The organism is Streptomyces sp. NPDC088197 (genome assembly GCF_044741185.1).
Taxonomy (GTDB): domain Bacteria; phylum Actinomycetota; class Actinomycetes; order Streptomycetales; family Streptomycetaceae; genus Actinacidiphila.
Genome location: NZ_JBIUSD010000003.1, coordinates 84,881 through 102,593 on the forward strand (window position 1 = coordinate 84,881; position 17,713 = coordinate 102,593).

Annotated in this window: 15 protein-coding genes; 4 read left to right on the top strand and 11 right to left on the bottom strand. The window is 73.0% G+C overall.

Translation table 11 applies throughout. From position 1 onward, the window contains the following. Window positions 1-134: 134 nt before the first annotated feature. The 3 genes from ACIOC1_RS08900 to ACIOC1_RS08910 all read right to left on the bottom strand — a co-directional run bounded on the left by ACIOC1_RS08900 (window position 135) and on the right by ACIOC1_RS08910 (window position 2,818). Window positions 135-1,418: an ArsA-related P-loop ATPase gene (locus ACIOC1_RS08900; protein ID WP_401852901.1), complete on the bottom strand. Its 1,284-nt coding sequence runs from the start codon at window positions 1,416-1,418 to the stop codon at window positions 135-137. A 4-nt stretch (window positions 1,419-1,422) separates the two neighbouring features. Next, complete coding sequence (locus ACIOC1_RS08905) at window positions 1,423-1,947, bottom strand: SRPBCC family protein (protein ID WP_391124148.1); 525 nt, start codon at window positions 1,945-1,947, stop codon at window positions 1,423-1,425. A 109-nt stretch (window positions 1,948-2,056) separates the two neighbouring features. Then, complete coding sequence (locus ACIOC1_RS08910) at window positions 2,057-2,818, bottom strand: metallophosphoesterase (RefSeq protein WP_355334223.1); 762 nt, start codon at window positions 2,816-2,818, stop codon at window positions 2,057-2,059. 242 nt (window positions 2,819-3,060) lie between these two features. On the opposite strand from ACIOC1_RS08910, the gene ACIOC1_RS08915 reads away from it, so the two are divergent. Next, window positions 3,061-4,857 carry an AMP-dependent synthetase/ligase gene (locus ACIOC1_RS08915; protein ID WP_355334225.1) on the top strand — a complete coding sequence of 599 codons (1,797 nt, stop codon included), beginning with the start codon at window positions 3,061-3,063 and terminating at the stop codon, window positions 4,855-4,857. Between the two features lie 10 nt (window positions 4,858-4,867). On the opposite strand, the gene ACIOC1_RS08920 is transcribed toward ACIOC1_RS08915, so the two are convergent. After that, a complete protein-coding gene (locus tag ACIOC1_RS08920; RefSeq protein ID WP_401852905.1) occupies window positions 4,868-6,505 on the bottom strand; it encodes a GMC oxidoreductase in 1,638 nt (545 codons plus the stop codon). A gap of 119 nt (window positions 6,506-6,624) precedes the next feature. Further along, window positions 6,625-7,755, bottom strand: a complete 1,131-nt coding sequence (locus ACIOC1_RS08925) for a glycosyltransferase family 4 protein (protein WP_355334230.1) — start codon at window positions 7,753-7,755, stop codon at window positions 6,625-6,627. A 91-nt stretch (window positions 7,756-7,846) separates the two neighbouring features. On the opposite strand from ACIOC1_RS08925, the gene ACIOC1_RS08930 reads away from it, so the two are divergent. Further along, window positions 7,847-9,136, top strand: coding sequence for a glycosyltransferase 87 family protein (locus tag ACIOC1_RS08930; protein ID WP_391043902.1), 1,290 nt, complete (start codon window positions 7,847-7,849; stop codon window positions 9,134-9,136). Here the strand turns inward: ACIOC1_RS08930 and ACIOC1_RS08935 are convergent. The 6 genes from ACIOC1_RS08935 to ACIOC1_RS08960 all read right to left on the bottom strand — a co-directional run bounded on the left by ACIOC1_RS08935 (window position 9,133) and on the right by ACIOC1_RS08960 (window position 16,436). Further along, complete coding sequence (locus tag ACIOC1_RS08935; protein WP_401852908.1) at window positions 9,133-10,266, bottom strand: M48 family metallopeptidase; 1,134 nt, start codon at window positions 10,264-10,266, stop codon at window positions 9,133-9,135. The genes ACIOC1_RS08930 and ACIOC1_RS08935 overlap by 4 nt on opposite strands. 134 nt (window positions 10,267-10,400) lie before the next feature. Further along, window positions 10,401-11,681 (bottom strand): hypothetical protein, encoded by a 1,281-nt coding sequence (locus ACIOC1_RS08940; protein WP_401852911.1) that lies wholly within the window; start codon window positions 11,679-11,681, stop codon window positions 10,401-10,403. A 53-nt stretch (window positions 11,682-11,734) separates the two neighbouring features. Beyond that, window positions 11,735-12,793 carry an NlpC/P60 family protein gene (locus tag ACIOC1_RS08945; RefSeq protein ID WP_391043894.1) on the bottom strand — a complete coding sequence of 353 codons (1,059 nt, stop codon included), beginning with the start codon at window positions 12,791-12,793 and terminating at the stop codon, window positions 11,735-11,737. A 224-nt stretch (window positions 12,794-13,017) separates the two neighbouring features. After that, window positions 13,018-14,046 carry an NlpC/P60 family protein gene (locus ACIOC1_RS08950; RefSeq protein ID WP_391043892.1) on the bottom strand — a complete coding sequence of 343 codons (1,029 nt, stop codon included), beginning with the start codon at window positions 14,044-14,046 and terminating at the stop codon, window positions 13,018-13,020. Window positions 14,047-14,391: 345 nt separating this feature from the next. Beyond that, complete coding sequence (locus tag ACIOC1_RS08955; RefSeq protein ID WP_391044265.1) at window positions 14,392-15,690, bottom strand: NYN domain-containing protein; 1,299 nt, start codon at window positions 15,688-15,690, stop codon at window positions 14,392-14,394. Between the two features lie 431 nt (window positions 15,691-16,121). Next, window positions 16,122-16,436 carry a hypothetical protein gene (locus tag ACIOC1_RS08960; RefSeq protein ID WP_391043890.1) on the bottom strand — a complete coding sequence of 105 codons (315 nt, stop codon included), beginning with the start codon at window positions 16,434-16,436 and terminating at the stop codon, window positions 16,122-16,124. Window positions 16,437-16,573: 137 nt separating this feature from the next. Here ACIOC1_RS08960 and ACIOC1_RS08965 point away from each other — a divergent pair, with 137 nt between their 5' ends. Both ACIOC1_RS08965 and ACIOC1_RS08970 read left to right on the top strand, forming a co-directional pair. Further along, window positions 16,574-17,353, top strand: coding sequence for a rhomboid family intramembrane serine protease (locus ACIOC1_RS08965; protein WP_355334249.1), 780 nt, complete (start codon window positions 16,574-16,576; stop codon window positions 17,351-17,353). Beyond that, window positions 17,350-17,631, top strand: coding sequence for an Lrp/AsnC ligand binding domain-containing protein (locus ACIOC1_RS08970; protein WP_188281460.1), 282 nt, complete (start codon window positions 17,350-17,352; stop codon window positions 17,629-17,631). The genes ACIOC1_RS08965 and ACIOC1_RS08970 overlap by 4 nt, the downstream gene beginning before the upstream one ends. Window positions 17,632-17,713 lie beyond the last annotated feature (82 nt).

Genomic DNA, 17,713 nt, shown 5'->3' on the forward strand with positions numbered 1-17,713 from the left:
GATCGGCTCCAAAAGGGGCGCTCCGGGCTGGTTGCGTCGGCTCCCTCGACGGTACCCGACCGGCCGACGGGACAGCGGGTACCGGCGGCAGGCAGCCGGCGCCGGGGAGCCCGGGGAGAGCCGGGGGCGCCCGCTCAGTTCGGCCAGAGCGCCGGGTCGGGCGTGAACCGTACGCGCAGCACGCCGTCCCGCAGCGCGGCGCCGGAGACCGTACAGCGGCGCAGGGCGGACGGCAGCGGCACGATCCGCCGGAAGCCGCCCGCGTCCAGGACGAGTTCGTCGCCGCGGCGGACCAGGTCGAGCCCTTCGCGGCTCGCGCCGGGCAGCGGCAGCGACCACACGAAGTGGCCCTCGGCCGCGAGGCGGTCGTCGACGGTCCAGGGGTCCGCGGCCCGCGAACCCGAGACACCGGCTTGCGGAGAGCGGTGCTCGAAGGTGTCGACGGCCAGCGCCGCCAGTTCCGCGGGTCCTCGCGGTTCCGCGCCCAGGTGCGGCAGTTCGCGCAACGCCACCGCGTCGGCCGCGCAGGTCTCGGCCATCGCCTTGAGCCGGTCCTGCTGGCGGGCGCCGAGCCCGGCGAGGAAGGGGTCGGCGGAGTCGGCGGGCAGCAGCCGGTTGGCGACCACGGCTTCGAGGCGGTGGCCGAACAGGGCGAGTCCGGTACGGGCGTCGCGCAGCACGCGCTCGGCGTGCGGTCCCGGCTCCACGACGACCGCCACGGTCGTCCCGGTGTCCTCGATCACCGACTGCACGGCGGACAGCTCGCGGTCGGCGCGGGCGGCGGCCTCGTACGCCCACTCGGCGGGCATCGGGACCCCGGCGAGCTGGGCGAGCACCGGGCGCAGCGCGCGGGCGGCCTGCCGGTCGGCGGGCAGCAACCGCCGCAGGTAGCGCCGCAGTTGTTCCGGCAGGGCGAGCAGCGCGACGGCGTCGCGCACGGGCGGCAGGTCGACGACGACCAGGTCCCACGGCGGCCGGTCGTCGTGGCCGACGGTGTGCACGTCGCGCAGCGCCCGCAACAGGGCGAGCGCGTCGGCGCCGGGGACCTCGGTCAGCTCCTCGGGGTCGAGGGGGGCCGCGCCGAGCATGTCGAGCAGGGTGCCGATCCGCTGCTGGAGGTCGAGGGTGGCGGCCCGGTAGGAGGCGGCGGTGTCGACGGCCGCGACCCGCAGTTCCGGCAGGCCGTCCACCGCGCTGGGGCGGCCGAGCGCGGGTGACCCGGACAGCGGTCCCGCGGCCTCGGGCGCGGCGGACAGCGGCAGCAGGGCGGCCACGTCGGCGCGGTCGCCGGTGAGCAGCACCGTACGGACGCCGTCGCGGGCGGCGGCCACGGCGGTCGCCGCCGCGACCGTGGTGCGGCCCGCGCCTCCGTGGCCGGTGACGAGCAGGGTGCGGGGCGGTCGCGGGGCGCGGGTCACCGGGTCAGGCCGGGTCGTCGGGCTTGGCGGCGGAGTCGGCCGCGGCGTCGGCGGAGTCCGGCACGCCGGCCGCGTCCCCGCCCTCACCGCTCCCGGACTCGACGCGCTTCTTCAGACCCGCGAGCGCCCGGTCGATGATGACCTTCTCCGCCTTGCGCTTGATCATGCCGAGCATGGGGATCTTGACGTCCACGGTGAGCTGGTACGTCACCTCGGTGCGCGTGCCGCCGTCGCGCGGCGCGAGGGCGTAGGAGCCGTCGAGGGTGCGCAGCATCTGGGACTTGACCAGCGACCAGCGCACCTCGGTGGCGCTGATCCAGGTGTACGCCAGGGTGTGGTCGTCCTTGATCGCCCCGGCGTCGAGCACCAGCCGGACCTGCTCGGCGCGGCCTTCGGCGTCGGTGGCGAGGACTTCCGCCTCCTTGACCTCTCCCGTCCACTCCGGGTAGCGGCCGAAGTCGGCGATGACGCCCATGACGGCGGCCGGAGCCGCCTCGATCGTGATGCTCGACTTCGTGTGTTCCGCCATCGCCGTAGCCCCTCCGGGACATCGCATGCCATTGCTGCTGAAGGCTACCGCGTGCAGGTGGGGCGGCCGTCACCGCTGCGGGCGCCGCCGGTCGCGTCCGGCGGCGCGGTCACCACTCCAGGACCCACGGCCGGCGGGTGTGGTTGAAATGCCCGACGTTGACGCATTCGGTGCGGCCGATCCGGGTGCGCGGCACCAGCGGCTGGTGGACGTGGCCGAAGAGCGCGAATTTGGGCCGGACGGTGTGGATCGCCTCCAGCAGCGCCTGGCTGCCGCGCTCGAAGCGCCGGGCGGCGGTGTCGTAGCAGAGTTCCGGGATCGCGGGCGGGATGTGGGAGCAGAGCACGTCGACCGGGCCGAGGGCGGCGACCTTGGCCGCGTACTCCTCCTCGGAGATTTCGTACGGGGTGCGCATCGGGGTGCGCAGGCCGCCGCCGACGAAGCCGAAGACCCGGCCGCCGATCTCGGCGGTCGCGCCGTCCAGGACGGTGGTGCCGGGGCCCGCGTACTCCGGCCAGAGGGCCGGGATGTCGACGTTGCCGTAGGTGGCGTACGTCGGGGCGGGGAAGGCGGCGAACAGCTCCGCGTACTGCTTGCGTACCGCGGACTCGATGGCGGTGCGCCGGTCGGTCCCGGCCCACAGCTCCTGGTCCAGGACCCTGGCCTCGTCGAAGCGGCGGGCGGTGCGCAGCTCGACCATCCGGTCGGCGTTGGCGACGCCGAAGAGGTCGGGGAAGATGCCGCGGGAGTGGTCGGCGTAGTCGAGGAAGAGGACCAGGTCGCCCAGGCAGACCAGCGCGTCCGCGCCGTCCCCGGCCCGGCTCAGGGCCTCGGCAGCGCCATGGACGTCACTCACCACATGGACCCGCATGCGGACACGTTATAGCCGGACAGACCCTAGCGGGTCAGCGGCGGCCCGGCCGGGCGCTGGACTACTCTTCCGGGCAGGAACCCAGCCGCTCCGCCCCGGTGTGTGAAGCGCGTGTGATGTGTGTGTGACGCTGAGAACATCTGTACGGCCCCCCTATCGCCAGAGCTTTACCGATGGGTAACGTCCACGCCGTCCACATCTTCCCTCCGGGTGCGCCGTGGCACCGATGAGGAGCAGCCGCCTTGCGTGAGTTCAGTCTTCCGGCCCTGTACGAGGTCCCCGCGGACGCCAATCTGACGGATCTGATCCGCCGCAACGCCGCTCAGCATCCGGACACCGCCGTCGTCGCCCGCAAGGACTCCGCGGGCCGGTGGCAGGACGTCAGCGCGACGGGTTTCCTCGCCGAGGTGCGCGCCGCCGCCAAGGGTCTGATCGCCTCGGGCGTGCAGCCGGGCGACCGGGTGGCCGTGATGTCCAGGACGCGGTACGAGTGGACGCTGCTGGACTTCGCTATCTGGAGCGCGGGCGCGGTCACCGTGCCGGTCTACGAGACGTCGTCGGCGTCCCAGATCGAGTGGATCCTCAGCGACTCGGGCGCGGTCGCGGCGGTCGTGGAGTCCGAGCCGCACGAGAGCGCGGTGGAGTCCGTACGGGAGCGGCTGCCGCGGCTCAAGCACCTGTGGCGGATCGACACCGGGGCGGTGGACGCGCTGAACGCGGCGGGTACCGACATCTCCGACGCGGTGGTGGACGAGCGCAGCGCGAGCGCGGGCGCCGACTCCCCCGCGACCGTCGTCTACACCTCGGGCACCACGGGCCGCCCCAAGGGCTGTGTGCTGAGCCACCGCAGCTTCTTCGCGGAGTGCGGCAACGTGGTGGAGCGGCTGAGCCCGCTGTTCCGTACCGGCGACTCCTCGGTGCTGCTCTTCCTGCCGCTGGCCCACGTCTTCGGGCGGCTGGTCGAGGTCGCGGCCGTGATGGCGCCGATCAGGCTCGGCCATGTGCCGGACGTGAAGAACCTCACCGACGACCTCGGCTCGTTCCGGCCGACGATGGTCCTGGGGGTGCCGCGGGTCTTCGAGAAGGTCTACAACACCGCGCGGGCCACGGCGGAGGCGGGCGGCAAGGGCAAGATCTTCGACCGCGCGGCGGCCACCGCGATCGAGTACAGCCGGGCGCTGGACACCACGGCGGGCCCGTCGCTGAAGCTGCGGTTCACCCACAAGGTCTTCGACCGGCTCGTGTACGCCAAGCTCCGCGCGGTCCTCGGCGGCCGGGCCACCCACGCGATCTCCGGCGGCGCGCCGCTGGGCGAGCGCCTCGGCCACTTCTACCGCGGTATCGGCTTCACGGTGCTGGAGGGCTACGGCCTCACCGAGTCCTGCGCGGCCACGGCCTTCAACCCCTGGGACCGTACGAAGATCGGTTCGGTCGGCCAGCCGCTGCCGGGGTCGACCGTGCGGATCGCGGACGACGGCGAGGTGCTGCTGCACGGCGAGCACCTGTTCACCGGGTACTGGAACAACGAGGCGGCGACCGCGGAGGCGGTCTCCGACGGCTGGTTCCACACCGGTGACCTGGGCTCGCTCGACGAGGACGGCTATCTGTCGATCACCGGCCGGAAGAAGGAGATCATCGTGACGGCGGGCGGCAAGAACGTCGCGCCCGCGGTGATCGAGGACCGGATCAGGGCGGACGCGCTGGTCGCCGAGTGCATGGTGGTCGGTGACGGGCGCCCGTTCGTGGCGGCGCTGATCACCCTGGACGAGGAGTTCCTGCCGCACTGGGCCGAGCAGCACGGCAAGGCGGGCGCGGGCGTCGCCGAGCTGGCGGCCGACCCGGAGCTGCTGGCGGCCGTGCAGCGCGCGGTGGACGAGGGCAACGCGGCCGTCTCCAAGGCCGAGTCGGTGCGGAAGTTCCGTATTCTGCCGACCCAGTTCACGGAGGAGTCCGGCCACGTCACGCCGTCGCTGAAGCTGAAGCGGAATGTCGTCCTGACGGACTTCGCGGCGGAGATCGAGGCCCTTTACCAGCGCTGAGGTTCTGTCCTCAAACGCCGGACGGGCTGATTTCGGCGAGGGCGCTGTCCATGAGCCGCTCCGCGAGCGCGGTGATCGTCACGAACGGGTTGACGCCGATGGAGCCGGGGATCAGGGAGCTGTCGGTGACGTAGAGGTGGTCGTAGCCGCTGACACGGCCGTACGCGTCGGTGGCGCGGCCGAGCGGCAGGCCGCCCAGCGGGTGGTAGCAGAAGTCGTCGGCGAAGGCTTTGTTGCCGCCGAAGAGGTCGTAGCGGTAGATCGTGCCCTGCTTGCGGTTGATCCGGTCGAAGAGGGTCTTGGCGGCCTTGACCGAGGGCTGGTTCTGGGCGAGCGTCCAGTTCAGCCGGGCGGAGTCCGTGGCGGCGTCGTAGGAGAAAGTGCCGCGTTCGGGGTTCTTGGTGATGGCCAGGTAGAGGCTGATCCAGGTCTCGAAGCCGATCGGGAGCGGCGCGATCTCGGCGAAGACCGGGTTGCTCGCGTTGGACCAGTCGTCGATGCCCATGACGGGGATGGTGGACTGGTGCGCCCCGGTGGGATTCCACAGGTAGTTGGCGCGGGCGAGCATGATGTTGCCGTTGCCGCCCCAGGCGGTGCCCACGCTCGCGTTGAGTTGCGGGAGGGTGCCGGTCTCGCGGGCCCTGACCAGGATCTCGGTGGAGCCGAGGCTGCCCGCGGCGAGGAAGAGGTAGCGACAGCCGACCTCGCGGGTCTCCACGACCGCGCCGGTCAGGTCGATCCGGTCGACGGTCAGGACGTACGTGCCGTCGGCCGCTCTTCTCACGGCTCTGACCCGGCTGAGGGTCTCTATGGTGACGTGTCCGGTGCCGAGCGCCGAGGCCAGATAGGTCTTGTCGACGCTGCGCTTGCCGTGGTTGTTGCCGTAGATGACCTCCTGGTCCAGCGCGGACTTGGTGGCGGTGCCCGCGGCCTCGGCCTTCATGTACGAGAAGTCGTACACGTTCGGCACGAAGGTGGTGCTGAGGCCGGCGCTGTGGGCCTGGTCGCGGGAGACGCGGGCGAACTGGTACCACTCGGTGGACTCGAACCAGGCGGGGTCGACGGTGTTGACGCCGAGCATGCTGGTGGCGCGCGGGAAGTACGTGGAGTACATCGCGGTGGAGTCGACCTGCGGGAGGACTTCCTCGAAGTACGCGCGGGACGGGGTGACGGCCATGCCGCCGTTGACCAGGGAGCCGCCGCCGACGCCGCGGCCGACGTAGACGGACATGTCGCCGTAGTGCACGCGGTCCAGGACGCCGGGGTAGGGGGTGATGTCCTTGTTGACGAGGTCGAGCCAGAGGAAGGTCGCCAGCGGCGCCTCGGTGCGGCTGCGGAACCACATCGACCGCTGGTCGGGCGAGCTGGTGTTGCAGAAGATCTTGCCGTCGGCGGCGGGGGTGTCCCACAGCCGTCCCATCTCCAGGACGGTGGTGGTGACACCGCGCTGGCCGAGCCGGAGGGCGGCGACGGCGCCGCCGTAGCCGGAGCCGATCACGATCGCGGGGCTGAAGGTGGTGGCGGCGGGCTCCGCCTGCGCGGCGGACGCGGGGGTCGCGGAGAGCGCGATACGGGTGAGGCCGAGTGCTGCTGCGGTCTGGAGGGCGCCGAGTCCCAGAAAGTGACGGCGCGTCAGGTCTGATGTCATGCGCGCATGATGGGCGGGTCCGCGTGAACCCTCCATGCCCATGACGCATGGTCTTTTACGGTGGCCGGTTCTCGTACGACGACGGCGCCGGGACGGCGGCCGTGACCGCGCCCATCGGGTTACAGCAGGGACGTGAGCCGCTGCGCCAGCAGGTCCCAGCGCCAGGCGTCCTCGACCCAGCGACGGCCGCGCTCGCCCATCCGGGCGCGCAGTTCGGGGTCGCGCAGCAGGGTCAGGACGCGGTCGGCGCACTGCGCGGGCGAGCCGCCCGCGACCACCCAGCCGGTCTCGCCGTCCAGGACCGCGTCGGGCGCGCCGCCGGAGTCGCCCGCGATCACCGGCAGCCCGGTCGCGGACGCCTCCAGGTAGACGATGCCGAGCCCTTCGACGTCCAGGCCGCCGCGCCGGGTCCTGCACGGCATCGCGAAGACGTCACCGGCGCCGTAGTGGGCGGGCAGCTCCTCCCACGGCACGGGCCCGGTGAAGCGCACCGCGTGGCCGACGCCGGTCCGCTCCGCCAGCTTCTCCAGGTCTCCCCGGTACGGTCCGCCGCCGACGATCAGCAGCGCGGTGTCCGGCACCTCGTGCAGAATCCGGGGCATGGCCTGGATCAGCGTGTCCTGGCCCTTGCGCGGCACCAGCCGCGACACGCACACCACCACCGGGCGGTCGGCGAGGCCGAGCCTGGCCCGTACCACCGCGCCGCCCGAGCCGGGGTGGAAGGTCTTCTCGTCGACACCCGGCGGCAGTTGGACCATCCGGGCGGCGGCGGCCGGGGTCAGCGCGGCGGCGATCCGGGAGCGGGTGTACTCGCCGAGGTAGGTGAGGGTGTCGGTGCCCTCGCCGATCCGGCGCAGCAGCGAGCGGCTGGCGGGGAGCTGCGCCCAGCCCGCCTCGTGCCCGTGCGTGGTGCCGACCAGCCGCCGCGCCCCGGCCTTGCGCAGCGCGGGCGCCATCAGGCCGAGCGGGGCGGCGGCGCCGAACCAGACGGAGGAGCAGCCGTGTTCCCGCAGCAGGTCGGCGGCGCGCCGGGTGACCCTGCGGGTGGGCAGCAGCATCGAGGTGCGGTCGCGGACCACGGGGAAGGGCTGCTCCGCGTCGAAGCGGGCGACCTCGGCGCCGTCCTTCCAGGTGGAGGTGTAGACGACGACCTGTCCCGGGTCCATCCGCAGCGCCATGCTGTGCACGAAGGACTGGATGCCGCCGGGCCGGGGCGGGAAGTCGTTGGTCACGATCAGGGTCTTGTCCATCGCCGCCGACAGTACCCGCTCACGCGGTGTTCACCCGGCTGGCCGCCACCGGCCGCGTCCGTCCCGCGACCGGGCCGCCGCTCACCGCATGATGCGTATCGTGACAAACACACATATCAGCGGTCGTGGCTGGGCCGTGCTCACCTGGGTCGTCACCCGAGCCGCGTTCTTGTTGTTCGTGTTCGAGGTCGTCCACTTTCCCGGCCAGTACATCGCCCACGATGTCTCGTCCGTCTACCACCGCTGGTACGGGGTGCTGAGCACGGGCAGCTTCCCGCTGCACGACGTGACCTGGCAGTACCCGCCGGGGGCCGCGCTGGTGATCCTCGCGCCCGGCCTGCTGCCCTTCCTCAGCTACACCGCCGCCTTCTTCTGGCTGGCCTTCCTGGCGGACGCGGTGATCCTGGCGGTGCTGCTGCGCGACTCGCGGGTCAGGCGCGGCGGCCGGATGGCCGGGGTGTGGGTCTGGGTCGGCGGCGGCGCGCTGCTCGGCCCGATCATCTACGCCCGCTACGACGTGATGGTCACCGCCGTCGCCGTGGCGGGGCTGCTCCTGCTGCCGCGCCGCCCGAAGGCGGGCGGGGTGCTGGCCGGGGTGGGCGCCATGCTCAAGGTGTGGCCGCTGCTGCTGCTCATCGGGACGCCCCGCGGCCGTACCACCCGGCGGTCGTGGATCTCGGCGGCGGTGACGATGGCGGTGATCGCGCTCGCCTTCCACCTGGCCATGCCGGGCTCGCTGTCCTTCCTCACCTTCCAGCGCGACCGCGGCACCGAGGTCGAGTCGCTGGGCGCCACCGTCTTCCACATCGCCCGGCACTTCGGCTGGCACGGCACCGCGCGGATGCACTACGGGTCGGTCGAGTTCATCGGCCCGCATGTGCACCTGGTGAGCACCGCGGCGATGGCGCTGTCCCTGCTGGCCTTCGCCTGGCTGCTGCTGTGGCGGGTGCGGGCCCGCTCGTACTCGGTCGCCACGCCCTTCGACGCGGCCTTCACCGCGGTGCTGGTCTTCACCACCACCAGCCGGGTGATCAGCCCGCAGTACATGGTGTGGCTGGTCGGCATCGGCGCGGTCTGCATGACGCTGCGGGAGTCGGTGGTACGGCGGCCGGTCGCGCTGATGCTGGGCGCGACGCTCTTCACCACGCTGGAGTTCCCGATCTTCTTCGAGGACATCGCCCACAGCGACAAGCTGGGCGTGGCGCTGATCGTCACCCGTAACGGCCTGCTCGTCCTGGCGTCCCTGAGCGCCTGCCGTCGGCTGTGGGCGGCCACCGTGCCGCGCCGCGCGGCGCGCGGCGCGGTCGAGGGGGAACCCGCCGACGCCCCGGCCGCGGTGCTCACCCGAGCCGAGCGGGTCGGGGTGCACGACAAGGGCTAGAACGTGTCCTGCGGGACGGCCGGGCGCCAGGCGCGGGCGGCGGCGATGCGTTCGGCGGGGGTGGGGTGGGTGCCGAACATCAGGTGCAGGGCGCGCGGCGGGTCGGGGTCGCCGATGTTCGCGACCGTCAGGCGGCGCTGCATCGCGATGAACTCGGCCGGGTCCGCGGTCAGTTCGAGGGCGTGCCGGTCGGCGCGCCGCTCGACCCCGCGGCTCACCGCGCAGCCCAGCGGCCCGGCGACGGCGCCGCCGACAGTGGCGACGGCCGCCAGCAGCCAGGCGGAGCGCGGGTCCGCGAAGTCGTCGGCGCCCGCGAGGTCGAGCAGGGGCCGCCAGGTCACCACGGCGGCCAGGACGCACACGCCGACGGCCGCGCCCAGCGCGCCGAGCGCGGTGCCGCGCGGCACGTCCCGGTGCACGACGTGGCCGAGTTCATGGGCGACCACCAGTTCCACCTCGCGCGGCTGCGCCGTGGTCAGCAGGGTGTCGTAGACGACGATGCGGCGGGTGCGGCCGAAGCCGGACACGTACGCGTTGAGCGCGGTCGTACGGCGCGAGGCGTCGGCTACCAGCACATCCTCGACGGTGACGCCGTCGCGGGCGGCGAGCGCCAGCAGGGCGTCCCTGAGGGGGCCCGGCTCCATCGGCGTGAAGCGGTTGAACAGCGGCTCGAAGATCATGGGCGCCGCCCAGGACATCAGGACGGTCAGCGCGGCGGCGCCGAGCGCGGCCCACACCCACCAGTGGCCGGTCGCCCCGGCGAGGGCGTAGACGGCGAAGAGCGCACCGAAGGTCAGCGGCAGCGAGATCAGCAGGCCGCGCAGCACGTCCGCCCACCACCCGCCCCAGCCCTGCGTCACCAGGCCGAACCGGCGGCGCACCACGCGCCCGCGCGCCGCGAAGGGCAGCCCCAGCACCTCGGGCAGGAGCACCAGGGACACCGCCGCGCCCGCCACCCGGCCGCCCCACGTCCCGCCGCCGAACGCCGCGACCAGCCCCGCTCCCCCGGTCGTCAGCCCCAGCCCCAGCATCAGCCCCAGCGCTGCCACCCGCCCGCCGAGCGCGACCGGCCACACCCCCCGCCGCAAAGCCCGCGCCCGCCCGACCTCCTCCGCACTGAAGTCCCCCACCCCCGCAGCCGAAGAACCGGCATCCGCCGCAGGCGAAGATCCTGCTGGCGGCGGGGTGTGCGGGGGGCGTCCTGGGGCGGCGTTCGACGGAGGTGGGGGCCGGTGGGCCGGGGGGTCCGCGGCGGGGTCACGGGTCATGGCAGCTCCTGGTGGAGGTAGGCGCGCCAGCGGGCGGTGAAGGCGGGGAGGGTGGTGCCGAGAGTGGTGCGCAGGTGGGAGTCGACGGTGCCGCCGGAGGCGACGGCGCGGTAGAAGGCGACGAGCGCGTCCGGGGACCACTGGTCGGCGATCAGGCGGCAGGCGAGCCAGCCGCCCTCGTAGGCGCGGGACAGGGTGTCGGCGTCGGCGGAGTGGAAGTCGGCGTCGGCGGGCAGCGCGGCGGGGACGCGGCCCGCGGCGACGGCGGCGGCCAGTTCCGGGGCGAGCTCGCGGGCGGTGCGGCCCGCCGTACGGTAGGCGGTCCAGTCGGCGGCGCCCTCGGAGAGCCACAGCGGGGTGCGGGCGGTGGTCCACGCGCGGGTGGCGACATGCGTGGTCTCGTGGGTGAGCACGGTCTGCCGGCCGAAGGCGGAGAGCCCGCTGAACGCCTCGGGGTTGATGATCACCCGGTCGGAGCCGACCCGCGCGCTGCCGCCGCCCTCCCCCGTGGTGACGGCGGCGATGTTGCGGTAATCGGCCGGGTCCGCGGCGGCCAGCGCGGCCATCTGGTCCAGCGTGCGCGGCACCTCGACCACCACCTTGCCCGACCACCCGGCGCCGCCCCAGGTCCGCCGGACCTCCGGCACCGCCCGGTCGACGTCCTCGGCGTAGCCGCGCAGCCCGGCGGCGTCGCCGAGCCCGAGCACCAGGCTGTCCGTGCCCCGCACCACCGTCACCCGGCCCTGGTCCCACAGCTGTACGGCGCCGCGGTGCCCGGACGCGGCGCCGTCGTCGTCCCCGGCCACGTACCAGCTCCCGCCCCGCCGGGACAGCGTCAGGTAGTCGGTCGCGGCGACCGGCGCCGCGTCGAATCCGCTGAGCCGGTAGCGCAGTTGGACCTCGGCCGCGGCCCGTACCGTGCCGTCGGCGGTCGGCGGCAGGCCGAACGCGCCGGTCCGCACCAGCCGGTAGGACCAGTCGGCCAGCGGCACGTCCGCGATGTCGGTGAACATCGCCTTCTGCCGGTCGAGGAAGCGCGTCGCCCGCGGGTCGATCCCGGCGAGGAAGGCCGCCCGGTCGTGGTGCAGCACCGCGGCGGCCCGCCGGTCGAGCGCCTGCCGGATCCCGGCGTCGGTGGCGTCCGCCGTGGGCCGCCCGCCCGAGGCGGTCCCGCCGCACCCGGCGACGAGCGCCGCCAGCAGCGCCAGGGACAGGCCGAGCGCCGCCGCCCGGACACGGGAAGCGGTCGGCGTACGTCGGAGGGGCGCCACGGCCATGGGCCCGATCGTACGGCCCCGAGGACGCCCCCCACGGCCGGGGCGCCGCGCCCTTACGGCCGGGTCACGGCCGTGATCGGCATCATGCCGACCGGGTCGTAGCGGACCCTGGCACCGGGGTAGGGGGCGTGGATGACCTGGCCGCCGCCGACGTACATCCCGACATGGCTGGCGTCGCCGCGGTAGATCACCAGATCGCCGGGCCGCGCCTGGTCCAGCGGCACCCGCTGCCCGGCGTTCATCTGCTCCTGCGAGGTGCGCGGCAGCGCGACCCCGGCCCGTGCGTACGAGTACTGCATCAGGCCCGAGCAGTCGAAGGAGTTGGGCCCGGTGGCGCCCCAGACGTAAGGGGCGCCGACCATCTGGCGGGCGGCGGCCACGGCCATCGCGCCGCGCCCCGAGGCGGCGGGCAGATTCGGGATGGTCGGCAGGTCGGCGGTCGTACGGTCGCGGGAGGCGCGCCCGGCGTCCATGCCGGGACGGTATCCGGCGCGCTGGGCGGCGGGCATCGCGTTGAGCAGCCGCTGGGCCTCGGCGAGCGCCCGCTGCACCGACCGCTTGCGGTCCTGGAGCACCGCCCCGGCCTTGTCCAGTTCGGCGAGCTTGCCCGCCGCCTGGGAGCGCTGCTGGAGCAACAGCCGCTCGGCCTCCTGGAGTTGGCGCAGCCGCCCGGCCTGCTGGGCGCTGAGCCGGTCCAAGGTGGTGGCCCGGTCCAGGTACTGGTCGGGGTCCGAGGACATCATCAGGGCGAGCGAGGGGTCGATGCCGCCGCTGCGGTACTGCTCGGAGGCGAGCGAACCCAGCTCCTGCCGCATGTCGTTGACCCGCTGCTGCCCCTCGGCGGCCCGGTCCTGGAGGGTGGTCAGGTCGGCGCGGAGCCGCTTGGCGTGCTCCTGCGCCGCGTTGTACTTCTCGGTGGCCTGCTCGGCCTGCTGGTAGAGCCGGTCGAGCCGGGACGCCGTGTCGGGTGCGCCCCCGCCGGGATCGGCCGAGGCGACCTGCGCCGCACCGCCGGACAGCGCCGCGGTGGCCGCGGCGGCCGCGGACAGCACGGTGACCCGGGTGGTGCGGGCGGCGAAGCCCGGCTGTGGGGAGCGTCGATGGGAAGCCACGGGAGCTGACAGTAGTCAGCGCGACGCGGAGAGTTCAAAGAAGGCGCGGCCCCCGCATCGCCGCGCCGCGCCTCCCGCCCAGGTCACACACCCGCACCGGGCGGCACCGGGCACTTGTTCATCACCCGAACGCCGTAGGAGTCCGAACGCCGTATGAACGCACCGGGGTCCGCGGGAGACTCCCGCGGACCCGTGAAATCGGTGAGGAACGACGCCGGAAGACGTCAGATGCGGACGCCGAACTGGAACGGCATGTTGCCGATCGACTCGTAGCGCACCGAGGCGCCCGGCTTCGGCGCGTGCAGCACCATGCCGTTGCCCGCGTAGAGGCCGACGTGGTGGTAGTCGCCGTAGAAGATGACGAGGTCGCCGACGGCGAGCTGGGAGGTGGAGTAGATCCGGGTCCCGGCGTTCGCCTGGGCCTGCGAGGTGCGCGGTATCGTCACGCCGGCCTGGTGGTACGCCCACGAGGTGAGGCCGGAGCAGTCGAAGGAGCTGGGGCCCGAGGCGCCGTACACGTACGGCAGGCCGACCCTGGACTGCGCGGCGGAGAAGGCGGCGGCGGCGCGCTGCGAGGCGGGCTTCGCGTCGCCGAGGTCCACGCGGGTGGTGGAGCGGTTGGCGCGGGCGTCGGCGGCGGCGATGGACGCGCGCTGCGCGGCCGTCAGCGAGTTGAGGATCTGCTGGGCCTGGGCCAGCTTGTCCTTCGCCTCGGCCTTGCGCTTGGCCAGCTCGGTGCGGGTGGTCTGGAGCTCGGTCAGCTTGGCGGTCGCCTCGGCGCGCTGCTGGTCCAGGGTCCGCTTGGCGTCCTGGAGTTGGTGCAGCGAGTCGGTCTGGATCGACGTGAGCTGGTTGAGCGTCGTCGCCTGGTCCAGGTAGTTGTCCGGGTTGGACGACAGGAAGAGCTGGAGCGACGGGTCGATGCCACCGCTGCGGTACTGGGACGCGGCGATGGCGCCGAGACCGTCCCTGAGCTGGTTCAGGTGCTGCTGCTGCCTGGCCACCTGGTCCTGGAGAGTGCCCGCCTCCTTCTGGAGGGTGTGCAGCTTCTCGTTGGCCCCGTCGTACTTCTCTGAGGCCTGCTCAGCCTGCTCGTACAGCGCGTCCACCTTCGCCTTGGCGTCCTTGACGGTCGGCTTGGCGGGGGCGGCCTGGGCCGCCTGGGAGGTGAGGGCCACCGCGGCTGCGGCGGTGGCGGTCAGCACGGTCACGCGCGTGCGGCTTGCCGGCTTGGGACGACGGTGGGACGCCACGAAGGCGAGCTCCTTCTTCCTTCAGCCGCCTACCGGTTGACTGGCGGGCGGCCCCCGGCGCGCCATCCGGATTGGATGATCGACTGCGCGGAGGTTCGACGCCCGACCTTAGTGACCTATCTGTGATCGGTTCAAATCCTTGTTGGCAAAATCTCGACCGGTTCGCACATTCTTTACGACCTTCGTACGCGCAGTGAGGGTGGATCAACGCTCCGTCGACGATGGCGCGTTCGCGAACCGAATACTCGAACGAATAGTGATCTGTTCGGTGGTTCGGTGCTGCGGCGGTGCGGCGACCGGGAGCCGGGGGCCGGAGGCGCGGGCGGCGCGAGCGGCAGGCGCGGTTCAGACGCGTGCGAGACGTTTCAGCAGCAGGACGGAGGCGACCGGGCGGGCGCCCGCCTTGGCCACCCCGTCGGCGACTTCGCGGTCCGCGGAGACCACCACGATCTGCCGGCCGGGCGGTTCCGCCCGCACCAGCCGCCGGATCAACTCGTCAGCGGTCTCACCGGCCTTGCTGAACAGCACCCGCACCCCGCGCGGCGGCGCGAGCAGCACCGGCATGTCCAGGTCGGCGCCGTCGAAGACACAGGTGACCTCGGCGCCGCTCTGCGCGGCCAGCGCCGCGAGCCCGCCGAGCAGCCGCAGCCGCTGTTTCTCCAACGGCATCGACGGATAGCCGGTCTTGGTGACGTTGTAGCCGTCGACGACGAGGTGCGCCTGCGGCAGCGCGAGCAACTGGTCGAGCAGCGCCGGGTCGGTCTCGGACAGCGCGCGGGTGGCGATGTCGCGCGGGCTGAAGGCCCCGGGCGCGACCGCGTCCACCGTGTCGGCGGGGCGTACGCCCAGGGTGTCGCGCGGCGGCAGGGCCAGTTCACGGCGGAGCCCCGAGGCCGCGTCGAGGACGGTGTCCAGCAGCAGGCGCAGCCGTACGTCCTCGATGCTGCGGCCCTCACGGGCGGCGCGGCGGCCCGACTCGACCGCCGCCTCGGCCTCGGCGAGCCGGGTGCGCAGCCGCCGTGCCTCGCTCTCCGCGGCGGCCTTGTCCTGGGCGGCGGCGGCCCGCGCCTCGTCCAGTTCCGCCTGGATCTTGCGCTGGGCGGCCTCGGCGCGCTTGACGTCGCTGAGGGCGCTGCGCAGCTTGCGGTGCACCGAGTCGCCCTCCTTGCGGACGGCGTCCAGTTCGGCGCGGGCCCGTACGGCGTCCGAGCGCAGCTGCGTGTGCAGGCCCTGGACCTCCTCGCGGAGCTTGGCCAGTTCGCGCAGCGTCTCCTCGTCGGCCCGCTCGGCGTGCGCCCGTTGGGCCTCCTCGCCCGCGGTGGTGACAAGCTTGGCCCAGCCCGCGGGGCGCAGCAGATAGGCCGCGGCGGCCACGTCGAGCGGGTCCGCGGCGGGCGGCGGGGTGCCGGCGTCCAGCGCCCCGGTCAGCTCCGGCTGCGCCTCGCGCAGTTTGCCCGCGACCTTGTGCCGGAAGGCCGGGTCGCCCTCCAGCGCGGTGGCCAGCGCGGTGGCCGCGTATTTCACACGTCTGGACGGGGTGAAACGGGCGTACGGCCGCAGCGAGACCGGCAGTTCGGCGAAGGTGAACCCGCCGAAGGCGTCGGCGGCGATGGCGACGACGCGGTGGCGTACGCCTTCGGGCAGCGGCCGGTCGAGCGCGGGTTCATGAGCGGCGTCGTCATCGGCAGTGACACCGGTATCGGCGGGGTCGGCGGTATCACCGGTGTCGGCGGGGTCACCGGGAGCGTCGGCGCCGGGGGCAGCGTTGCCGTCGGGAGCGCTGCCGGAGACGCTGCCGGTAGAGCCGTCGGGAGTGCCGCCGCCGTCACGGCCGGGCGGTGCTTCGGCGCCCGGTTCGTCGTCGGCCCGCGGTGTGTCGGGGTCCTGCGCCGCGGCGCCGGACGCGTCGGCGCCCGGCCCGTCGGCGGCATCCGTCTCGGACCCCCTCGCCTCGGCCCGCGGAAAGCCGCCGATACCGTCCACCAGTCACTCCCGTCCGGTTACACGGCGCCTCCCCGGCCCCCTTCGATCCCTCCGGCCGCCGCCTCTTGCATCCATTGTCCCCGTAAGGAGGCTCAGTCCCGCGCCGAACCGGTCTCCGCGTCCGCGCCGGAGTCCGTTTCCCCGGCCGTTCCCTCGGACGTTCCCGCGGCCACGGCCGCGCCCGGCCGGTCGACCAGCTCGATCTGGTCCGCGGCGTTGCACCAGCGGCACCGCACGGACTCGACCGTCTCGGTCAGCACGTCGGTCTCCTCGATCCGCGGCTCGCCGCCGAGGTCGAGATGGACGTACTCCACGACCCGCGTGGAGCGGGTCACGTCGAACCGGGTCAGATTGCCGCACTGCGTGCAGCGCCACCGGGTGGTGGCGGTGGGCATGGGCACCGGCATCGGTCCTGCACCTCTTCCTCGGTCGGGCGTATCAGTGCTGACGGGCGTACGTCGGGGTCACCTTACGGCCTCCGACCCGCGACGCGCTGCGGCGAGGCGGCCTATGTCCGTTACGACCGCTGCGTCATCATCGGTCCATGGTCATCCCGGTGTATGACAAGAACCCGGTCCGCCGCACGCCGGTCGTGACGTATGCGCTGATCGCCCTGTGCACCGTGGTCTTCCTCCTCGGACCGCTGTCCGGCTTCAACCCCTCCTACGGCACGGGCGACAAGCTCCAGTGCGCGCAGGCCGTCTACTTCGCGCACTGGGGTGTCATCCCCAGTGAGCTGTTCCACGGCCGGCTCCCGATGGACCGGCTCGACCTGCCCGCGGGCTGCGCGGCCCCGCACGCGTACGCGAAGTCGCCGCTGCTGTCGGTGCTCACGGCGATGTTCCTGCACGGGAGCTGGCTGCACCTGATCGGCAACATGCTCTTCCTCTACGTCTTCGGCGACAACGTCGAGAACCGGATGGGCCGGGTGCGCTTCGCGCTCTTCTACCTGGTCGCGGGCTATCTGGCGACGTACGGCTTCGCGCTCGCCAACCCCGAGTCGACGCAGAGCCTGGTCGGCGCTTCCGGGGCGATCTCCGGGGCGCTGGGCGCGTATCTCTATCTGTATCCCAAGGCCCGGGTGACGAGCCTGTTCCCCTTCCTCTTCTTCATCCCGCTGCGCTTCCCCGCGTGGATGGTGCTCGGCTTCTGGTTCGTCCTCCAGTGGCTCGCCGCCCAGACCGGCAACAACGGTCCGGGGGTGGCGTATCTCGCCCATGTCGTCGGCTTCGCCTTCGGGTTCCTGTGCGCCTGGGTGTGCTACCGGCCGCGTCGTAAGCTGAGCGTCGTAGTCGGGTCGACCCAAGGAGACATCCAGCCGTGATCACCGCGATCGTGCTCATCAAGACTTCCGTCGACCGGATTCCGGAGATCGCCGAGGCCATCGCCGCGCTGGACAACGTCAGCGAGGTCTACTCCGTGACCGGCACGTACGACCTCGTCGCGCTGGTCCGCGTCGCCCGCCACGACGACCTGGCCGACATCATTCCGGGCCGGATCTCCAAGATCCCCGGTGTCGAGGCCACCGACACCCATGTCGCCTTCCGTACGTACTCGCAGCACGACCTGGAGGCCGCGTTCGCGATCGGCCTCGACGCCTGAGACTGATTCCTTCTACGGATTCCGCCTACAGGTTCGTCCTGCGGATTCGTCCTACGGATTCGTCCTGCGCTCCCGGTACGCG

Excerpts from the sequence above, each read along its gene's own strand:
- ACIOC1_RS08905 (WP_391124148.1), bottom strand. The coding sequence starts at position 1,947 with ATGGCGGAACACACGAAGTCGAGCATCACGATCGAGGCGGCTCCGGCC.
- ACIOC1_RS08910 (WP_355334223.1), bottom strand. The coding sequence starts at position 2,818 with ATGCGGGTCCATGTGGTGAGTGACGTCCATGGCGCTGCCGAGGCCCTG.
- ACIOC1_RS08920 (WP_401852905.1), bottom strand. The coding sequence starts at position 6,505 with ATGACATCAGACCTGACGCGCCGTCACTTTCTGGGACTCGGCGCCCTC.
- ACIOC1_RS08925 (WP_355334230.1), bottom strand. The coding sequence starts at position 7,755 with ATGGACAAGACCCTGATCGTGACCAACGACTTCCCGCCCCGGCCCGGC.
- ACIOC1_RS08930 (WP_391043902.1), top strand. The coding sequence starts at position 7,847 with ATGCGTATCGTGACAAACACACATATCAGCGGTCGTGGCTGGGCCGTG.
- ACIOC1_RS08940 (WP_401852911.1), bottom strand. The coding sequence starts at position 11,681 with ATGGCCGTGGCGCCCCTCCGACGTACGCCGACCGCTTCCCGTGTCCGG.
- ACIOC1_RS08960 (WP_391043890.1), bottom strand. The coding sequence starts at position 16,436 with ATGCCGGTGCCCATGCCCACCGCCACCACCCGGTGGCGCTGCACGCAG.
- ACIOC1_RS08965 (WP_355334249.1), top strand. The coding sequence starts at position 16,574 with ATGGTCATCCCGGTGTATGACAAGAACCCGGTCCGCCGCACGCCGGTC.